The organism is Salinivibrio sharmensis, assembly GCF_001995985.1.
In the GTDB taxonomy this organism is placed as follows: Bacteria; Pseudomonadota; Gammaproteobacteria; order Enterobacterales; family Vibrionaceae; genus Salinivibrio; species Salinivibrio sharmensis.
In genome coordinates this window covers 50903-69669 of sequence record NZ_MUFC01000005.1, presented here as the reverse complement: position 1 = coordinate 69669, position 18767 = coordinate 50903, and the positions used below count along the sequence as shown (strand labels likewise).

Annotated in this window: 20 protein-coding genes; 5 read left to right on the top strand and 15 right to left on the bottom strand. The window is 51.8% G+C overall.

Going from position 1 to position 18767, the window contains the following annotated elements:
• Positions 1-44: 44 nt before the first annotated feature.
• Positions 45-671: a transcriptional repressor LexA gene (lexA, locus tag BZG74_RS06415; RefSeq protein ID WP_077771854.1), complete on the bottom strand. Its 627-nt coding sequence runs from the start codon at positions 669-671 to the stop codon at positions 45-47.
• A gap of 213 nt (positions 672-884) precedes the next feature.
• Here lexA and plsB point away from each other — a divergent pair, with 213 nt between their 5' ends.
• Positions 885-3335 (top strand): glycerol-3-phosphate 1-O-acyltransferase PlsB, encoded by a 2451-nt coding sequence (gene plsB / locus BZG74_RS06410; RefSeq protein ID WP_077771985.1) that lies wholly within the window; start codon positions 885-887, stop codon positions 3333-3335.
• Between the two features lie 85 nt (positions 3336-3420).
• Here the strand turns inward: plsB and ubiA are convergent, their stop codons facing one another.
• Complete coding sequence (gene ubiA / locus BZG74_RS06405; RefSeq protein ID WP_077771853.1) at positions 3421-4275, bottom strand: 4-hydroxybenzoate octaprenyltransferase; 855 nt, start codon at positions 4273-4275, stop codon at positions 3421-3423.
• The gene (locus tag BZG74_RS06400; protein WP_077771852.1) at positions 4272-4814 is read right to left on the bottom strand and encodes a chorismate lyase; all 543 of its coding nucleotides are present in this window, start codon (positions 4812-4814) and stop codon (positions 4272-4274) included. The genes ubiA and BZG74_RS06400 overlap by 4 nt, the downstream gene beginning before the upstream one ends.
• A 157-nt stretch (positions 4815-4971) precedes the next feature.
• Between BZG74_RS06400 and BZG74_RS06395 the strand changes: the two genes are divergently transcribed.
• Positions 4972-5388 (top strand): flagellar basal body-associated protein FliL, encoded by a 417-nt coding sequence (locus BZG74_RS06395; RefSeq protein WP_077771851.1) that lies wholly within the window; start codon positions 4972-4974, stop codon positions 5386-5388.
• Here BZG74_RS06395 and BZG74_RS06390 read toward each other — a convergent pair whose 3' ends face one another.
• From BZG74_RS06390 to ftsY, 8 genes are all read right to left on the bottom strand, one after another.
• On the bottom strand, positions 5389-6183 hold the full coding sequence (locus BZG74_RS06390) for a DeoR/GlpR family transcriptional regulator (protein ID WP_077771850.1): 795 nt from the start codon (positions 6181-6183) through the stop codon (positions 5389-5391). It abuts the gene before it with no gap.
• A gap of 86 nt (positions 6184-6269) precedes the next feature.
• Positions 6270-7631, bottom strand: coding sequence for a glycerol-3-phosphate transporter (glpT, locus tag BZG74_RS06385; RefSeq protein WP_077771849.1), 1362 nt, complete (start codon positions 7629-7631; stop codon positions 6270-6272).
• A 244-nt stretch (positions 7632-7875) separates the two neighbouring features.
• Positions 7876-8712, bottom strand: coding sequence for a rhomboid family intramembrane serine protease GlpG (glpG, locus tag BZG74_RS06380; RefSeq protein WP_077608868.1), 837 nt, complete (start codon positions 8710-8712; stop codon positions 7876-7878).
• 21 nt (positions 8713-8733) lie between these two features.
• Positions 8734-9072 (bottom strand): thiosulfate sulfurtransferase GlpE, encoded by a 339-nt coding sequence (gene glpE / locus BZG74_RS06375; protein ID WP_069361999.1) that lies wholly within the window; start codon positions 9070-9072, stop codon positions 8734-8736.
• Between the two features lie 319 nt (positions 9073-9391).
• Positions 9392-10255 carry an RNA polymerase sigma factor RpoH gene (rpoH, locus tag BZG74_RS06370; RefSeq protein WP_069361987.1) on the bottom strand — a complete coding sequence of 288 codons (864 nt, stop codon included), beginning with the start codon at positions 10253-10255 and terminating at the stop codon, positions 9392-9394.
• Between the two features lie 121 nt (positions 10256-10376).
• Positions 10377-11315, bottom strand: coding sequence for a permease-like cell division protein FtsX (gene ftsX, locus BZG74_RS06365; RefSeq protein WP_077771848.1), 939 nt, complete (start codon positions 11313-11315; stop codon positions 10377-10379).
• Positions 11308-11976, bottom strand: coding sequence for a cell division ATP-binding protein FtsE (ftsE, locus tag BZG74_RS06360; RefSeq protein WP_077771847.1), 669 nt, complete (start codon positions 11974-11976; stop codon positions 11308-11310). The genes ftsX and ftsE overlap by 8 nt, the downstream gene beginning before the upstream one ends.
• A 2-nt stretch (positions 11977-11978) precedes the next feature.
• Complete coding sequence (gene ftsY, locus BZG74_RS06355) at positions 11979-13241, bottom strand: signal recognition particle-docking protein FtsY (RefSeq protein WP_077771846.1); 1263 nt, start codon at positions 13239-13241, stop codon at positions 11979-11981.
• An 87-nt stretch (positions 13242-13328) separates the two neighbouring features.
• Between ftsY and rsmD the strand changes: the two genes are divergently transcribed.
• A complete protein-coding gene (gene rsmD / locus BZG74_RS06350) occupies positions 13329-13940 on the top strand; it encodes a 16S rRNA (guanine(966)-N(2))-methyltransferase RsmD (protein ID WP_077771845.1) in 612 nt (203 codons plus the stop codon).
• 10 nt (positions 13941-13950) lie between these two features.
• A complete protein-coding gene (locus BZG74_RS06345) occupies positions 13951-14217 on the top strand; it encodes a DUF1145 domain-containing protein (protein WP_077771844.1) in 267 nt (88 codons plus the stop codon).
• 3 nt (positions 14218-14220) lie between these two features.
• Here the strand turns inward: BZG74_RS06345 and BZG74_RS06340 are convergent, their stop codons facing one another.
• From BZG74_RS06340 to BZG74_RS06325, 4 genes are all read right to left on the bottom strand, one after another.
• Positions 14221-14520: a putative signal transducing protein gene (locus BZG74_RS06340; RefSeq protein ID WP_077771843.1), complete on the bottom strand. Its 300-nt coding sequence runs from the start codon at positions 14518-14520 to the stop codon at positions 14221-14223.
• A gap of 2 nt (positions 14521-14522) precedes the next feature.
• On the bottom strand, positions 14523-15158 hold the full coding sequence (locus BZG74_RS06335; protein WP_077771842.1) for a lysoplasmalogenase: 636 nt from the start codon (positions 15156-15158) through the stop codon (positions 14523-14525).
• Positions 15159-15297: 139 nt separating this feature from the next.
• Complete coding sequence (locus BZG74_RS06330) at positions 15298-15657, bottom strand: DUF4145 domain-containing protein (protein WP_077771841.1); 360 nt, start codon at positions 15655-15657, stop codon at positions 15298-15300.
• 144 nt (positions 15658-15801) lie between these two features.
• Positions 15802-16806, bottom strand: a complete 1005-nt coding sequence (locus BZG74_RS06325; RefSeq protein ID WP_077771840.1) for an acyltransferase — start codon at positions 16804-16806, stop codon at positions 15802-15804.
• 250 nt (positions 16807-17056) lie between these two features.
• Here BZG74_RS06325 and BZG74_RS06320 point away from each other — a divergent pair, with 250 nt between their 5' ends.
• Positions 17057-18655 (top strand): AbgT family transporter, encoded by a 1599-nt coding sequence (locus tag BZG74_RS06320; protein ID WP_077771839.1) that lies wholly within the window; start codon positions 17057-17059, stop codon positions 18653-18655.
• Positions 18656-18767: the final 112 nt, after the last annotated feature.

Genomic DNA, 18767 nt, shown 5'->3' with positions numbered 1-18767 from the left:
AACCGCGTTCCAATGGCGGACGCTATCGTCCGCCAAGGTTCAGATTACATCCAGTCGGTATTACGGATCACGCCCACAGCGACACCTTCAATGGTCAGCGATTGTGCGGTTAAGTCCACCGAAATTGGCATAAATTCGTCGTTTTCAGCATGAAGCACCACTTGCGATCCTTTTTTCTCAAGACGCTTCACGGTCACATCGTCATCGACACGGGCAACCACCACTTGGCCGTTGTGCACATCTTGCGTTTTGTGTACCGCCAGCAAATCACCGTCGAGAATACCAATGTCTTTCATGCTCATGCCATTGACACGAAGCAGGAAGTCAGCATTGGGCTTGAACAAAGCAGGATCGACATGATAATGGCTTTCTACGTGCTCTTGCGCCAGTATTGGCTCACCGGCGGCGACACGACCAATTAAGGGCAACCCTTGCTCTTCCGGCGTGACCACTTCTTCTTCACTGATCAAACGAATACCACGTGATGCCCCTGGAATAATCTCCAGTACACCTTTACGGGCCAAGGCTTTTAAATGCTCCTCTGCGGCATTCGCGGAACGAAACCCCAATTGACGGGCGATCTCGGCACGGGTCGGGGGCATTCCTGTTTCTTCAATGTGGGCTTTAATCAAATCGAAGATTTGTTGCTGTCTCGCGGTTAACGGCTTCATGCTCTTACCTGTCTTTTTATACAGTTAACTGTGAGTATATCCAGTAATATACGGCTTGAAAAGCACTAATTGTGCGCGCGAGAAGCAGATCGCATTCTCGTGAACGCCGCCGATTGCACGCAGGAGAGCGGTAAATCTCGACCTTTGTTTGCAAGTTCGCGGCACTTTTCTGCTATCCTTGGCGCGCATTTTGAATTTGAGGCACTGACAATCATGGCGCTCTGGCAAAAGATTTATTACAAGCTATTGAATTTGCCGCTTTCTGCCTGGGTAAAAACCCAATGTATTCCCTCTGAACCGGTCGAACAGCTTAATCTGTCACTCGCGCGGCCTATCGTGTATGTGTTGCCGTTTCGGTCTCATTCCGATTTATTGACCTTACGGCGTACGTGTCTGCGTCAAGGGCTTCCCGATCCGTTAACGCCCTTGACCATTGGCGATGTCACCTTGCCGCGCTACGTGTTTATTAGTCACGGACGCAAGGTGTTTGCCGGCGATGACGATCTGCCTGCGCGCTCGCTCGCGCATTTTAAAGACTTACTCCATTTACACCGACAAGATAGCGAGCTAGATATTCAACTCGTGCCTGCCTCGGTGCTTTGGCAGCGCGACCCGGGCAATGAGACCCAGCGCCACCAAGCTATTTTGCGGGCAATGAATGGCCCCGAGAAACTGTGGACCATTCTGACTCGTGGCCGTGATGGCATGGTGCGTATCAGCCAGGCGGTGTCACTGCGTTATATGGCCGACAGACACGGCACCGACCAAGCCATCGCCCATAAACTGGCGCGGGTGGCAATGATCCACTTCTCGCGCCAAAAGCTTGCTGCTTCAGGGCCGCGCTTGCCCAACCGTAGCTTACTGTTTAAGCGACTGCTTGCGTCGAAAGCCATCGATAAGGTGGTACACGACGAAGCGCAAAGCCGTGACGTTTCGGTGGAGAAAGTCCGTAAAGAAGCGGTCGATATGATGGAAGAGATCGCCGCCAACTTTTCCTATCGTTTGATTCGTTACAGTGACCGCATTCTTACCTGGCTTTGGAACAAGCTCTATCAAGGCATTAACGTCAATAATGCCGAGCGGGTGCGTCAGTTAGCGCAAGACGGTCATGAAATCGTCTATGTGCCCTGCCACCGCTCGCACATGGACTACTTGTTGCTATCGTATGTGCTGTACAAAGAAGGGTTGGTGCCACCGCATATTGCCGCTGGCGTGAACCTTAACTTCTTCCCAGCCGGACCCTTATTCCGCCGTGGTGGTGCCTTCTTTATTCGTCGTAGCTTTAAGGGCAACCGCCTGTATTCCACCGTTTTCCGCGAGTACTTGGCCGAGCTATTTGCCCGAGGTTACTCGGTCGAGTACTTTGCCGAAGGTGGCCGCTCTCGCACAGGCCGCTTACTGCCAGCGAAAACCGGGATGCTCGCGATGACACTGCAAGCGATGCTTCGCGGTCAACAGCGCCCCATTACCTTGGTGCCTGTCTATATCGGCTACGAGCACGTAATGGAGGTCAACACCTACGCCAAAGAACTCCAAGGCCAACGCAAAGAGAAAGAAAGCTTTGGCCAGGTGCTGGGTATCGTGCGCAAACTGCGTAATTATGGCCTCGGTTACGTTAACTTTGGCGAGCCCATTGCACTCAATCAGCACCTTAATGAACAAGTCCCTGACTGGCATGACTACGTCAATCCAATCGAGCCACAAAAGCCGGCATGGATGAACCCAGTCGTCAGCGATTTGGCCACCAAGGTGATGACCCACATTAACGATGCGGCAGCCACTAACGCTCTCAACTTATGTGCCACCGCGTTGCTCGCCTCGCGTCAGCGTGCCTTAAGCCGTGAGGCACTCGAAACACAACTGGGTGTGTATAAGGCCTTGTTAACGCAAGCGCCTTACTCGCCAAGCAGCAGTGTGCCTCAAGACTCACCGGCAGATTTGGTCGATCACGCGTTATCACTCAACAAACTGATTGTCGAAAAAGACACCATGGGTGAGGTGATTTCTCTGGATCGCCAACAAGCGATCTTGATGACCTACTACCGCAACAATGTGATTCATCTGGTGGCGCTGCCATCGCTGATCGCGCAAATATTGGTGACCCACCAGTCAATCAGCCAATCGGGTTTGCGGGCTTGTGTGCAGCAGCTGTATCCCTTGCTCAAAGCCGAGCTCTTTATGAGCTTTGATGACGCGGGACTCGAAAGTTATTTCGATGCCTTACTACATGCGATGCACGATCAGTCGCTGCTGTGTTGTGACGATGGCAAAGTGACCATGAACAAGGCGAAGCTCGGTGAACTGCAATTGCTTGGGCGTACCATTGCCGAGACGTTGCAGCGCTACGCGATCACGCTCACCTTGTTCAGCCACCAGCCACACATTGATAAGCGCGATTTGGAAAAACACAGCCAAATGCTGGCGCAGCGTCTGAGCCGCTTACACGGTATTAACGCGCCTGAGTTCTTTGATAAAGGCGTATTTAGCACCTTCGTCGACACACTCCGTGAGCAAGGCTATCTCGATGATGATGCCAAAGCCAATGCCGAGCGTATCGCCGCACTGAACAATTTAGTGTGCGAGTTAATTTCACCGGAAGTGCAATTGACCATTCAAGCGGTGCTTAATCAGCCACTAGGTACGCACAAGGCGGACAAAAGCTAAGCGAAACCGTCCGTTCACCAACCAACCCTGATCAAAAAAGGCGCTTTACCAAGAAGCGCCTTTGTTATTTCTTTTTCAAACTCGGCTAGCCGTATATACCGGCCAATACACCAATAAAAATCACTAGGCCGACATAGTTATTGTTCAAAAAGGCTTTAAAGCACGCCATTCGCTCGCGCTCTCTGGCGAGGTATTGCTGATAGACAAACAAGGCAAAGGCGGCCAATAAGCTCCACTGATAGGCTGGCGACAGCGCTAACCACTGCCCGGCGAGCATCAGCAGCCCTAGGGTGAGCAATTGCAAGCCACCCACTGCCGCTTTGTCCCAACGGCCAAATAAAATGGCGGTCGATTTGATGCCAATTTTAACGTCATCGTCTCTGTCGACCATGGCATATAAGGTGTCGTAAGCGATGGTCCAACAAATGTTCGCCAGAAACAGCAACCAAACCACTGGTGGCAGCGCATTTTGCGCCGCCGCAAACGCCATCGGGATCGCCCAGCTAAACGCCAGCCCCAATACTAACTGAGGCAGATGGGTGTAGCGCTTCATAAAAGGGTAAACAAACGCCAGTACAACACCGACAAAAGACAGTTGAATGGTCAAACGGTTTTGGGTCAGCACCAGCAAAAAAGCGCCCAACACCAACGCGATAAAAAAGCCAATGGCCTCTTTTTCGCTGATCGCTCCGGCCGGTAAGGGCCTGTCTTTGGTGCGCTTAACATGGCCATCGACGTGGCGATCTGCGTAGTCATTAATCACGCAGCCTGCAGCACGCATCATATACACACCGAGCACAAAGACCACTAAAGTTGATGTTGGCGGTAGACCATCCGCGGCTAAAAACAAAGCCCATAATGTTGGCCACAACAGCAGTAAGGTGCCAATTGGCCGGTCTAGACGTGCTAACTGTCCAAAGGCCGCCAGTTTTGCGCTCATGCAGGGATCTCCTTTCCATACACAGGTGAGTCTGGAAGAAACAGTTCCGCCACTAACATCGGTCGATTGTGGAGCCACAGGCGAGAGCGACGCGCATGCAACTGATGGGACAGGCACACCACATTAGCGGTTTCAATCGCATCACGGCGTGAGGCGCGCTGTTTAAACACATGTTGACCTAATGGCTCGGTGCCCAAGGCATGCAAGTGTCCCCCTTGCCCTTCTAAGGTTGAAGCGGGCATCAGGGTGCGTGCGCACAGCCAAGGAAGCCCATCGCCTTTTAACACCACTTCACGAACGACACACGCCTCTTGGCCAATCAGCGCAATTTCGCTGTCGGTCAGTTTGTCTGGGGTTAATTGATAAACAGCAACCACATCGACGTCAAAGTCATGACAGTGGCGCTTTAGCCTCGCCGTCATCGAGTGCGATTCGAGTAACCAACTGCCCTCTGCGGTGCGCTTTAGCGCCGCAATATCTGGTCGCTCCCAGCGTGCTGTTTGCAGCGCCTCTAAATAGGTATAATTTAATTCCGACATTGTTTCCTGTGCCACATCGCGCAAAATTCGCCTGTCCTTACCGCTAAGGGGTGGACAATGTTGCTATACTCGGCTGGTAATTGTATCAGGCTGGTTGCGTTTGGAGAATGCGCTCGGCCTACTCCTATCACACCATGAACGGAATTACTGGGCCACTATGAGTAAAAAACAACCCCTATTAATGGTCGTGTTGAGCCTTTTTTTCTGGCTCAGCGCAGCAGTCCATGCACAAGAAGAGGGGGAGGGTAACCCCAAATACAGTTACTATTCCTTGGAGCCTGAGATCACCACCAACTACGTGACCGAAGGTCGCCGACTGGGCTTTATTAAGATAAAAGTGGAGCTGATGGTCGATAACCCCAAACTGATTAGTGAGCTTGAGTACCACTCTCCGCTGATCCGCGATGTGATTATTGAAACCTTAAACCAACAAACCGCCACTCAGATTAAGTCGTTGTCTGGCCGAGAGACAATTCGGAAAAAGTGCCTAGAAAAGGTCAACGAGCACTTATTAGCCGAAACCAATCGCCGTATGCTCACCGACCTATTATTCACTAAATACTTATACCAATAATTACTCAGCGGTGACGTCAGCGACTGACTCAGGGTGGCTAATCACCTCAAGGTGGCTACCCTGCGCGCTCAGCATGTCACGGATTTGCGCCGGTGGCGTCGCGTCAGTAAACACCATATCAAGCTGGGTGATATTCCCCAGATTCACCATGGCATTGCGACCAAACTTGGTGTGGTCTGCCGCTAACATCACACAACGACTATTATCTAAAATCGCCTTTTTCACCCGCACTTCATGGTAGTCAAAGTCCAGCAGTGAGCCATCATCATCAATACCACTGATACCAAGAATGCCAAAGTCGAGCCGAAACTGAGAGACAAAATCGAGTGTGGCTTCACCCACAATCCCGCCATCGCGGTTACGCACCTCGCCGCCAGCAATAATCACCGTAAAGTCCTGCTTTGGCATTAGGATCGCGGCGGCATTCAAGTTATTGGTCACTACCCGTAAGTTTTGGTGCTCTAACAATGCCCGCGCCACTGCTTCAGGTGTGGTGCCAATGTCGATAAACAAGGTAGCGCCATCGGGAATGTGTTGGACAAGCGCTTGGGCGATGGTGTCTTTTTCGTGCTGCTGAAGCACTTTACGGGTGGCATACGCGGTATTTTCAGAGCTAGATGGCACTGTCGCACCACCATGATGGCGACGAATATGGTTCTCTGCAGCCAGCTCGTTAAGATCGCGTCGAATGGTTTGCGGGCTGACATTGAAGCGCTCAACCAAGTCTTCCGTGCTCACGTATCCTTGTGACTTAACCAGATCAATGATTTGCTGATGACGTTTGTTTTGCTTCACTGCTTCTCCCCTTACAAAAAAGCCCCCGCGAACACGAGGGCTTCCTAGTTTACGCCTAGCCACTAGGCGATGCCAAGACAGATCATTTAGACAGCGTGCACAGCTGTGTCACGACGCACACGATGCTCCCCGACCCATGCCAAACACAGGAAGAAGATGGCCAACCCACATCCGCCGGTGAGCAGCATAAAGCCACCATCCCAGCCAAAGTGGTCGACGGTATAGCCAAGCGCGATATTCGCGACAACCGCGCCACCCAGATAGCCGAATAAACCGGTCAGGCCGGCCGCAGTGCCCGCCGCTTTTTTCGGTGCCAACTCCAAGGCATACAGACCAATCAGCATCACCGGCCCGTAAATCAAGAAACCAATCGCCACCAGTGCGACCATGTCGATGCCCGGATTGCCAGCTGGGTTAAACCAGTATACCAACACTGCCACGGTCACCAGCACCATAAACAACACACCGGCTGGCGCCCGTGCCCCTTTGAAGAATTTATCAGACATCCAGCCACATAATAAGGTGCCTGGGATCCCCGCCCATTCATAGAGGAAGTAGGCCCATGAGGATTTATCCACGGTAAAGCCTTTGGCTTCATCAAGATAAACCGGTGCCCAATCGAGTACGCCATAACGAATCAAATAGACAAAGGCGTTAGCAATCGCGATGTACCATAACAGACGGTTCTTCATCACGTAGGTGACGAAAATGTCTTTGGCGGTCATCTCTTTCTCGAACGCGTCCTCGTCATAGTTTTCTGGGTAATCGTCTTTATACTCCTCAATCGGTGGCAAGCCACACGATTGTGGAGTGTCACGTAGGGTTAACCAGATAAACACAGCAACCAGTGCGGCAAAAAATGCGGGCACATAAAAAGACGCACGCCAGTCATCATTGAACAGCCACAAGCCGAGCAAGAATAGCGGCCCAATCAAGCCACCCCCGACGTTATGCGCCACATTCCAAACCGACACCAGCTCACCACGCTCTTTCCGTGACCACCAGTGCACCATGGTGCGCCCACAGGCAGGCCAGCCCATGCCTTGTACCCAGCCATTAATAAACAGCAGGATAAACATGATGGTAATGCTGCTGGTTGTCCAAGGAAGGAAACCAAAACTGAACATCACCAACGATGACATTAACAGCCCAGCACTAAGGAAATAACGTGGGTTTGAGCGGTCAGAGACACTGCCCATTAAGAATTTTGATAAGCCGTAAGCAATCGAGACAGCGGCCAGGGCTACCCCCAAATCGCCACGACTAAAGCCATACTCATCAATCAAATACGGCATGGCCAAGCTAAAGTTTTTACGCACGAGATAATAACCGGCGTAGCCGATAAAAATCCCAATAAACAATTGCCAACGCAGTCGAGTGTAGGTGTCACCGATCTGCGCTTGGGGCAATCTTTGCCGGTGAGCAGCCGGACGGAAGATTCCAAACATGAGAGGGTCCTCAGTAAGATGTACGCGATGGATTTATAAAAGGATAAAAATCAAAGAAGTGAGCAATAAATTTTCGTATTCGCTCAACGGGTAGAATAATTACTCAAATTGAAAACAAAAACCGTGAAAGCGAACATAAAAACATAGATCTGACGCAATAAAATTGCGCTTACGAACAAAAAAGAGCAGATACCTGCTCTTTTTTCTATCAACGGCGGATAAACCCACCACGTGTAGACCCCTTTCAGCCCGTTGAATGGCGTTTTGCATCCCAAAGCGCCAGCAAACAGCCGATGATCAAACCAAATAAATGCGCCATATTGGCAATGTTCATACCCATCGGCTGGAAAAAGCCAATCACCAGCCATGCCAGCATAAAGACAACATACGGCTTTTCTACCGTGAGACCACGCGATGGCGCCAGCCAAGTCATCCACCATAAATAGCCTAACAGCGCGTAAACCACGCCCGAGAGACCACCAAAGTAAGGCCCTTCCAACCAATACTGGCCGAGTCCCGAGAAAAGCGCGGCGAATAAAAAGATTTGAACCAGCTTACTGCTGCTGCCGAGGCGCTCGATGCGACCACCAAGCACCCACCACCAGAGTAAGTTGAAAATAATATGCAACGCGGAAAAATGCAGCAGTGCATGGCTGAATAGACGCCACAGCTGCCAGCGCTGTTCACTGTCTGCCGGAAACAGCAAGCTGCGCACCACGACCTCAAACCCACCGAGCGTCATAAGTGCAAACAACACCACGCTGGCACTCATAACCATTAGAGTGACCGGGCCAGATTTATCTTTAACGGTTTGCCACAATCCGGCTGACGGATAGTGAAAACGGGCATGACGGGTTTCAGCCACTTGCCAAGATGCCGCTTGATAACGACTGTGCATGGGATCAGCGATAAATCGTTCCAGCTCGCTATCCACCCACGCCTTATCATTATCGTTGACTAACCAAATCGCCACTTGTGCGTCTGGCTCGGGGGCAAGCTCAAGACTGACCCGATGCGCCGCCGCATAATCGACAAACGCCTGTGCCAAGCGTGCATTTGGCAGTACCGCGAGTTTTTGCATGACGTGTCCTATTGATGATCACTATTTAAGATCGATACCCGACGCGGTCGGCAGCGCTTGGCGCTGCCAAGCCTCAAAGCCACCATCGACACTGTATACCGCATCAAAGCCTTGATTGATCAAATACTGTGCCGCGCCTTGGCTGCTGATCCCGTGATAACACATCACCAGCACCGGCTGATCAAAATCGACCTGATCCATAAACGAGACCAGGGTATCGTTAGTCAGGTGGTACGCATCTTGAGGGTGAGCAACCTGAAATGTTTGCGGATCGCGAATATCCACTAATACTGCATTTTGCTGATCATCACGCAGCATTTCCCACGCATCGGTCACAGAGATGTGTGCAAACTGATCCATACCTTTTACCTCTTCACTCACAAAGTTATTCCCAACTGACGTCACACGGCGATAACGTGCTCCTCACGGTGAACCTGCATTGTACCTGAGTTTGCGCGCACGCGTCTGCGTCACCAAACCAGCAACGTGCGTTTTTTGATCGACTGTGGAAAAAGGTGTGGATTGCGTTGATAAGCGATGATCCTTGATTCGGATCCACTAGATGTAGTAAGGATCCAGGATAAGCTGTGAATAACTTTTTAATATCACGGTTTTCATCTATTCGATAGACATAAAAAAACCGGCCTAGTGGCCGGTTCATCTTCGATTGACTGCGCGCTTACAGCGCATCACCCATTGCTTGCTTCAGTTTTTTCATCGCGTTCTTCTCAAGTTGACGAATACGCTCCGCCGACACTTGATAATGATCCGCGAGATCTTGCAATGTGGCCTTATCATCGTCTAACCAACGCGAGCGAACAATATGTTGGCTGCGCTCGTCCAGTGCCGAGAGTGCGCTGGCCAAGCGGCGATTGGCGTGCGATTCCCAGTTCTCCGCCTCTAGCGACGCGGCAATATCGGAGGTTTTGTCCTCCAGATAATAGACAGGGGCCATTGGACCGTTTTCGCGCTCATCGTCGGCATTCGCCGGCGCTTCAAAGGTCGCATCTTGTGCGGCCAACCGCGCTTCCATTTCGCGCACCTCAGACGCTTCCACGCCGAGTTGCTCTGCGACCATATTCACTTCGTCGTTATTAAACCAACCCAAGCGCTTTTTGTTTTTACGCAAGTTAAAGAAAAGCTTACGCTGCGCTTTGGTGGTTGCCACTTTAACGATACGCCAGTTACGCAATACGTACTCGTGAATTTCAGCTTTGATCCAATGGACAGCAAAGGACACGAGGCGCACGCCAACCTCTGGGTTGAAACGCTTCACCGCCTTCATCAAGCCAATGTTGCCTTCTTGTACCAAGTCTGCCATCGGGAGACCGTATCCGGTGTATCCACGGGCGATATGAACAACAAAACGCAAGTGAGATAAGATCAGCGACTTCGCCGCCTCCAGATCACCATGATAATGGAGACGCTCGGCCAGCGAATGCTCCTCTTCAGCGCTGAGCATAGGGTGGCTGTTTACCGCTTGCAGATAACCGTCGATGTTATCTTGAACAATCGGTGCCAATGCGTTCATCTCTTTTGTCATTCAAACCTCGTTTCCGAATCGTCGAAGACCGAATTGCTGATTAAGCATGCAAAAATATACCCAAGCAGGGGCAAACTGCAAGCCTTTATCTGTGTGTTGTGGGTTTATGACCGTATTACCCCTACACAGGTTCAATTTCTTTTAAATGTCGGCGCGTTGCCAGTAATGCTGCCAACACCCCTAATAAGGTTGACGCCATTAATAATAGCAAAGATTCATCCCAATTCAGTCCGCTGAGGGTGAAGGGACTATCATAAAGCTGTGCGAATTGTCGCACCGCCCCATCCATCAACCAAGTGTTTAACGCCGTTAGTAGCCAAGCGAGTACCGCGGCTAACACGCCTAGCCACGCCCCCATATAAAGATAAGGGCGAAGAATAAAACTGTCGGTGGCCCCCACCATCTTCATTACCTGGATCCGTGCACGATGGTGCAGCACCTGCAAACGCAAGGTATTACCCACTAATAACACCACCGCGGCTAGCATCAACCCGGAAAAAAGCCAGGCAAGTGTGACCGCCAAGGTTTTAATCGCGTCCAACCGTGCCAGCCAGTCGGTATCTAACCGTACTTCATCCACTTCTGCCAGTGCCGAAAGCTTGTCGGACAAGGCTTCCACACGCGCGGTCAAAGAGATGGCGTTTTCTCCATCTGCGGGGGTCACGTCAGGCACCACCACCAACACCGCGGGCAGTGGATTGCGATCAAGCAAGCTCACCGCTTGGTTAAAGCCTCGCTGCTGTTTTAACGATGCCATCCCTTGGTCGGGCGAAATGTACTCAATGCTATCAATCGCGGGCCAGTCACCCAGCTGCTTTGCCAACACTTCACCTTGTTGCGACGACTGATCGGGGGTTAAGAACACATTGATCTCGGCGGGGCTATGCCACTGCGCACTCACTGCCACCACATTCTTGGCTAATAGGTAGAACGTGGCGGGTAACGACAGTGCAACCGCTAGCACCATCAAGGTGAGCAGATTCCCCATCGGGCGTTGAAACAGATCCTGCCAGGCGGTTAATGCGTGGCGTTTTTGCGTTTGGATGAAAGATTCAGCCATGCCCCACCTCCGCCAAACTGCCTTGCTCCAGGTCAAAGCGCCTAAGGTGGCGATACTGCTCAAGCAAGCTGGTGTCATGGGTAGCCATGAGAATGGTCACGCCCACTTGATTGAACAGGCGAAAAAGCTCCATGATTTGCGCTGACAACGCGGCATCGAGATTTCCTGTCGGCTCGTCCGCCAACAGCACTTGCGGGCGATTCACCACCGCCCGGGCAATCCCAACACGCTGCTGTTCGCCCCCTGATAGTTGAATCGGGAAACAACGCGCTTTATCCAACAGCCCCACTTTATCTAACGCCGCAGACACGCGTTTTTTGATTTCACCTTCTGGCTGCTGCTCAATACGCAGCGGCAACGCCACATTCTCGTAAACCGTCGCGTCCATCAGCAGGTTATGGTCTTGAAAAATGATCCCCAAGTGACGGCGCAAAAACGGTATATCTTGGCGCGGAATACGGGATATATCATGGCCATTGAAATATATTTGCCCATCGCTGGGGCGCTCAATGGCGCAGATCAATTTCAGCAGCGTGCTTTTCCCGGCGCCAGAATGGCCGGTTAACAGCGCCATATCCCCTTTGGGAAGCTCAAAGCTGACTTTTTGCAGCGCCTGACGACCGCCCCGATAGGCTTTACTTACCTGCTGAAACTGAATCACGGTTATTCCTCCCGGCTAAAGAGCGCCTCGATAAAGTCGTTGGCGTTAAAGGTGCGTAAATCTTCAATGCCTTCACCGACACCAATATAGCGAATCGGAATATTAAATTGTTCTGCCACGGCAAAAATCACGCCGCCTTTGGCAGTACCGTCTAATTTTGTCAGCGTAATACCCGTTATCGGTGCAATCTCATTGAACAATTTCGCTTGGCTGATGGCGTTTTGCCCGGTGCCAGCATCCAGTGTCAGCATTACCTCGTGTGGGGCACCCACATCCAGCTTTTGCATCACACGCACAATCTTACGCAGCTCTTCCATTAAGTTGGCTTTGTTCTGCAAGCGCCCTGCAGTATCGGCAATCACCACATCGACGTTGCGCGCTTTGGCCGCTTCAATTGCGTCATACAGCACGGAGGCACTGTCGGCGCCTGTGTGTTGCGCGACCACTGGCACCTGGTTGCGCTCGCCCCAGGCTTGCAGCTGTTCCACCGCCGCCGCACGGAAGGTGTCACCGGCAGCCAGCATCACCGACTTACCTTGATCTTGGAATTGGCGCGCCAATTTGCCAATGGTGGTGGTTTTTCCCACGCCATTGACCCCGACCATTAAGATCACGTACGGCTTTTGGTCGGTCAGCACCAGCGGTTGCTCGACCTTTTCCAGCATCTGCGCCATTTCTTGTTTGAGGATGCCATACAGAGCTTCGCCATCTTTTAAATCGCGACGACTGGCTTTATCGGTCAGGTTATCAATGATTTTGGTGGTGGCATCCATCCCCACATCAGAGATAAGTAGCTGCTCCTCGAGCTCTTCGAACAGCTCATCATCGATTTTCTTACCGCTAAACAGGCCAAAAAACCCAGACCCTAAGTTGGTTTTGGTTTTTTGCAGGCCACGTTTTAAGCGGGCAAAGAAGCCCTCGCGTTGCTCTCGCTCTGGCTCTGGCTCTGGCTCTGGCTCTGGCTCTGGCTCTGGCTCTGGCTCTGGCTCTGGCTCTGGCTCTGGCTCTGGCTCTGGCTCTGGCTCTGGCTCTGGCTCTGGCACGGTATTGGCTTCGCTTTCGCTATCAGATGCAAGGGTTTCTTGCGGTTGTTGCGCGCTCGCCTCATCAATCGGTGTTTCTACCGATGTGGCTGACTCTGCCGTCTCTTCCGCCACGTCTGGCGCAGTCGTTGGCGACTCTTGTTCTGGTTCAGGCTGTGTCTGGTCTTTTTTCCGACCCAGACCAAGCCATGACATAAATCCACGTTTCTTTTTTTCTGCCATTGGCAAATCCTAAAGCATGCTTGATACAATCAGCGGCTCAATACCGAATCGGCATAGTCTATCACCTTCTTTACGGTCAAAAAATCTATGGTTAAACGCGCCAACCGCAAATCTTCATCGGCTCACAGCTCTCGTGGGGCTGGGTCTGTTCGTATTATTGCTGGCCGCTGGCGTGGCCGTAAGCTTGTGGTGCAAGACGCACAAGGGTTACGCCCGACCACAGACCGGGTAAAAGAAACCGTATTTAATTGGCTGGCACCCTATTTACCAGGGGCACGCTGCTTGGATGTGTTTGCGGGCAGTGGCGGACTGGGGTTTGAGTCCCTCTCTCGCGGTGCAGCTTGGACGCAGTTTTGTGAAAAAAACCCCGCAGCAGCTAAGCAACTGCGAGATAACCTCGCGCAGCTTGGCGCAGAGAATGCGCAAGTAGACAGCACCGATGCCCTAACGCTTCTCGCCGCGCCGCCGCAAAACGGCCCATTCGACGTGGTCTTCGTCGATCCTCCGTTTCATCAAGGGTTACTTAACGACACCTTGACCGCGCTAGAAAACAACGGGTGGCTCGCACCTGGGGCATGCATTTACGTTGAAGCGGAAAGTGAGCTGGATGATTATCACGTCCCCGCGCACTGGCACTGCCACCGTGAAAAGCGTGCCGGACAAGTCAACTTCCGTCTATATTTCAACGACAAGGCATAAGAGAAACGCAATGAAAGGATTAATTATACTCGCCAAAGCGGCCATCGCCTTTGTTTGGGTGGTCTTGCTGGCTAACATTGTCCATCCATTTCCGGGTGTGGCCGCCATGGCGCTTTATATTATGACGGGCTTTTTGCTGGTCATGCACGGGCTACAAATGCTGATTTTCTTGGGGGCATTTGGCGATAAAATCGCGATGACGCGCTGGGAAAAATGGTCAATCCTGATTTTTGGGATCTTTGCGCTGCTCGATATTCGCCGCAAGCATATGATGTAGTTCTCACTCGCGACTATGCTGGCATTGCCAGCATAGTTCAAAACTGCCGGCGTTCTCTTCTCCACAGTGTTGGCATACCCAGAGCGTCTCGCTTTGCCTTTCATACGCCTGCAGTAATTGCCTTGCTTGAGCGACGTTTTCTGGCGCAACCCATAAGGTCACGCCTTGCACATCGGCAGGTAACTCGCCCACTGCCGCATTCAGCGCTTCGCCTTTCAATACACACTCAATGTGATGGCTAGATAACAGGCCTTTTAAGCTATGGGCCTCCAATGTATTCATCGCTTGATAGACTTTTTCCATCCTCACCCTCCTTGGGCGATCACCACCGAGGCACTGATCAGTGCTTGCGCGAAAAAGTAACTCGACATCACCATCGCTTGTGCGGGGCGAAACTCACCTTTAAAGCGGGCAAACGCCAGCACGGTATCTGACACCATAAAGCTGATCGCGCCGGCCAGTGCGAGCGCCGCCGCGGGCGAGTGGGTATTGAGCCAATATTCACCCGCCGCCCATACCATCTGGGTGATCACGGCAATATACACGGCCACAGGCAGCGCGAGCTGGCCCAAGTTTGGGAGCAGTAAAAGAAAGACGATAATGCCCAGCCCCGATAGCATGGCGGGCAACCACCACACCATATGGCCATCAAACTGTGCCCAAAACGCGAAAATATAGATAAGGTGGGCGAGTAAAAAGCTGGTTAGCCCCTGAACAAATCTGTCTTTGGGCAGCATTAAAAAGACATCACCCACCACGGAGAACAACAACGCGACGAACACCCATTGCGCATAATGAGATGCGCTAATGTGAGTGCCCACTATCGCCATGAGCATCACAATAGTCAGCGGTTTAAAAAGATAAAACTGCCAACGCGGGCCCCGGTAGGCTGCGGAGATATGCAGCAGTCCAGAACAACAGACAGCGAACCAGCTCCACATGAGTATCATTCCTTTCAAGACAAGGACGCCAAGTCTATGCCCCGTTGGGCAGATGTCCAGCGTCCCTTGATGAGAACAAGATCCAGTTTAAAAAAATCGTAACGTTAACCGTGAAGTGACAACTGATAACGATGGTTGGCTAGCCACTCCATTGCGGCCACACTTGCGCGTAAAACCCAATTGCCCCAGCGGTAAACAGCAGGATGAGGCCCGCGGCAAGCCGCCAAATCAACCGGTTGCTTCGCGGCACTAATTCTGACTCACAATACTTGCTCACTGATATGAATTCACGAATGTCATCCACTTCATACTCGTCTTCGTGGACGACCTTGTTGCGAATAGTGGCGACGAAACGCAATTTTTTGATCACATCATGCGGCAGGCGTTTTTGGCTACTGTCGATGAGCTGATGGAGCCCCTTCCCTTCGGCGTGATAGTGCTCACGCAGCAAGCTTTCTAAGCGCTTACTGTGCTTAATCACGACTGCAACGTCATCCATGGTGTTTCTCCTAACCGGCTCCCATTTTATGAGTATGGTGGTTTTTATACCATTTAGCGGCATCAGGCTTCATGATTGCGATCTGAACCTGCCATTTTACATTCAACCAGTTATGACCACTGTTGTCGCCAAAAGTGTCATCATTTAGGGTACCAACCAAGCAGTCGCGCGATATCGCTGGAGTGCGGCAGTGGTCAGCGCTGCCCCCGTAAAGGCATACAGCGTCAGCAGGGGGATCCAAACCAGTGCGGGCGATAAGGTGGGCCAATAAGCACGCACGGGCCAAAGAAACACTGGGTGAATCAAGTAGATCCCGAGACTATAACGGCTCAAGGTCGCCAGCCACGGTGGGGTTGCTTTCCCCGCTCGCCATTGCCTCACCGCCAAAAACAGGGCGGCACTGATCAGTACCGTATTAACCGTGGTATACGACAGCCACCCCTCGGTAATATATCGCTGATGCGCGACACTGGTGGTTAACACGTGGTACTCGGTCATTCCCAACGCCAGCAAGCCCAGCCCCCACCACAGTGACAACGCTCGTGGCGCTTGGTGTAGCCAGTAGCCGAGCCATAAGTAGCCTCCGTAAAGGATAAAATCATTCCGCCACCAGCCATGCGCGCCGGTTAAATACCAAGCCGTTAAGCTTATCCACGCCAATCCGATAAAAGCCACTGACCATGACGGTAAGCGTGGCATTAACGGGCGTAGCAAGGGCACCCAAAGTAGTAGCGGGATGTAATAGTAGAAAAAACCGAGGTGATAATAGGTTTCATGGTCAGGCGCCGCCTCGAGTGTTTGAATGACGGTCTGCCACGAAAAACCATCCGGTGTCAGTCCAGACAGGCACGCAAACGCGAACGACCACACCAAAAAAGGCACCACCACCTTGATCACGCGGCGGCGGATAAAATGGCGCAAACTGAAAGGGCGCGTCGACGAGAGCAATAGTAAGCCTGAAATCATAATAAAAATCGGCACCGCCCAGCGACTTGCACTGTTTAGCCCTACCGCAACGGCCCAATCACTCAGCGCGATATCACCGATTTGAAATCGATACGGGCCGAGTACATGAATCGCCACCACGAAAAAAGCGGCAAGGACACGCAATATGTCGAGGTAATCAATATGTGTCTTAGTCTGTTGCATTTGTTAATACTTTTAACCCGTTACCGGTTCGAGCACGTATCCATCATACGCCAACTTCCCGTCAAATGATGTCCGTTAAAGTCATTATCCAGTCAAATATGTTTCTTTATAGGCTTTTTAGTAGCACACAGATCGCGTTTTAAACTCAATAACTAGCTTTTAATCTTGCTATTTTATTTAAAAAACAATTAACATTCGGCCTCCTTTTCCCATAGACGGGAAATGCAGTACAACCAAGGAGACCAATCCCATGCACTCAAGTACCACAGAGCAACAAGGTGGGCCGCACAAGCGCAAACTGTTTACGCGCTTTCTCGATACCGTCGAGTGGCTCGGTAACCTGCTCCCTCATCCAGTGACCTTATTCGCGATTTTCTGTGTCGCTATCCTGCTCGCCTCGGGTGTCGCTGGCTACTTTGATGTGTCTGTCGCCGACCCTCGCCCAGAAGGTGCCAAAGGGCGTGCGGCCGATGGCATGATTTATGTGCAAAGCCTGCTCAATGCCGAAGGCTTGCAAATGATCGTCACTAATTTGGTGAAAAACTTTACCGGCTTTGCCCCACTCGGCACCGTGCTGGTGGCCATGCTGGGTGTGTCGGTTGCAGAACACTCCGGGCTGCTGTCTGCCTCGATGCGCGGGCTAGTGATGGGCGCGTCGCGTCGTACCGTGACCTTCACTATCGTATTTGCCGGTATTATCTCAAATACAGCTTCAGAGCTCGGTTATGTGGTGTTAATCCCGCTAGCGGCGATGATTTTCCACTCATTAGGCCGTCATCCATTGGCCGGGCTTGCCGCGGCGTTTGCCGGCGTATCCGGCGGTTATTCGGCGAACTTGTTGTTAGGCACGGTCGACCCCTTGCTGTCGGGGATCACCGAGTCAGCCGCGCAAATGATTGACCCAGATTACATCGTTGGGCCCGAAATGAACTGGTACTTTATGTTCGTTTCTACCTTCTTCATTGCCATTGTTGGTGCGTGGATCACTGATAAGATTGTTGAGCCTAAGCTCGGTCAGTATGACCACAGCCAAGCCTCTGAAGATGTCGCTGCCGCCTCCGCGAGCAAGCTGAATGACGACGAGAAGCGCGGTCTTCGTAACGCAGGCATTGCGGTGCTGATTGTCAGCGGTATTTTAGCGCTCACCATTGTCCCTGAGTGGGGACCACTGCGTCACCCCGAGACCAATGAAGTGGCAGGCTCGCCGTTTTTGAAAGGGATTGTTGCCTTTATCATGGTGTTCTTTGCTGTCCCTGGTATCGTGTTTGGCCGCACCGTCGGCACCATCAACAACGATCGCGACGTGATTGATTCGATGTCTAAGTCGATGAGCGCCATGGGCATGTATATCGTACTGGTGTTCTTCGCGGCGCAATTTGTGGCGTTCTTTAAATGGACCAACTTTGGCCAAGTGATTGCCGTCGGCGGCGCTGACTTTTTGCAAACTATCGGTTTAACAGGGCCAGCATTATTCTTTGCCTTCATCTTGATGTGTGGCGTCATTAACCTCTCGGTCGGCTCGGCATCGGCGCAGTGGGCGATCACTGCCCCGATCTTTGTGCCGATGTTAATGCTGGTCGGTTATGCCCCAGAGACGATTCAATCGGCCTACCGGATTGGTGATTCCGTGACCAACATCATCACCCCGATGATGAGCTACTTCGGGCTGATTTTGGCAGTGGCGTGTCGCTATGTGAAAAACCTTGGAATAGGCACCTTGATTGCCACCATGCTGCCTTATTCGATGATCTTTATGGTCGGATGGAGCATCCTGTTTTACGTATGGGTTTTCGTGCTTGGTCTACCCGTTGGCCCTGGTGCAGAAACCTACTACAACTTCAACCAGTAACTTCTCGTTATTCGGTGGAAAGGCAAGCGCGAGCGCTTGCCTTTTCTTTTTTGCGCGGTGCTTTTCCCATAAGTGTCATTTTCATCCATCCCCTAAGACGGTTATAGTAAGC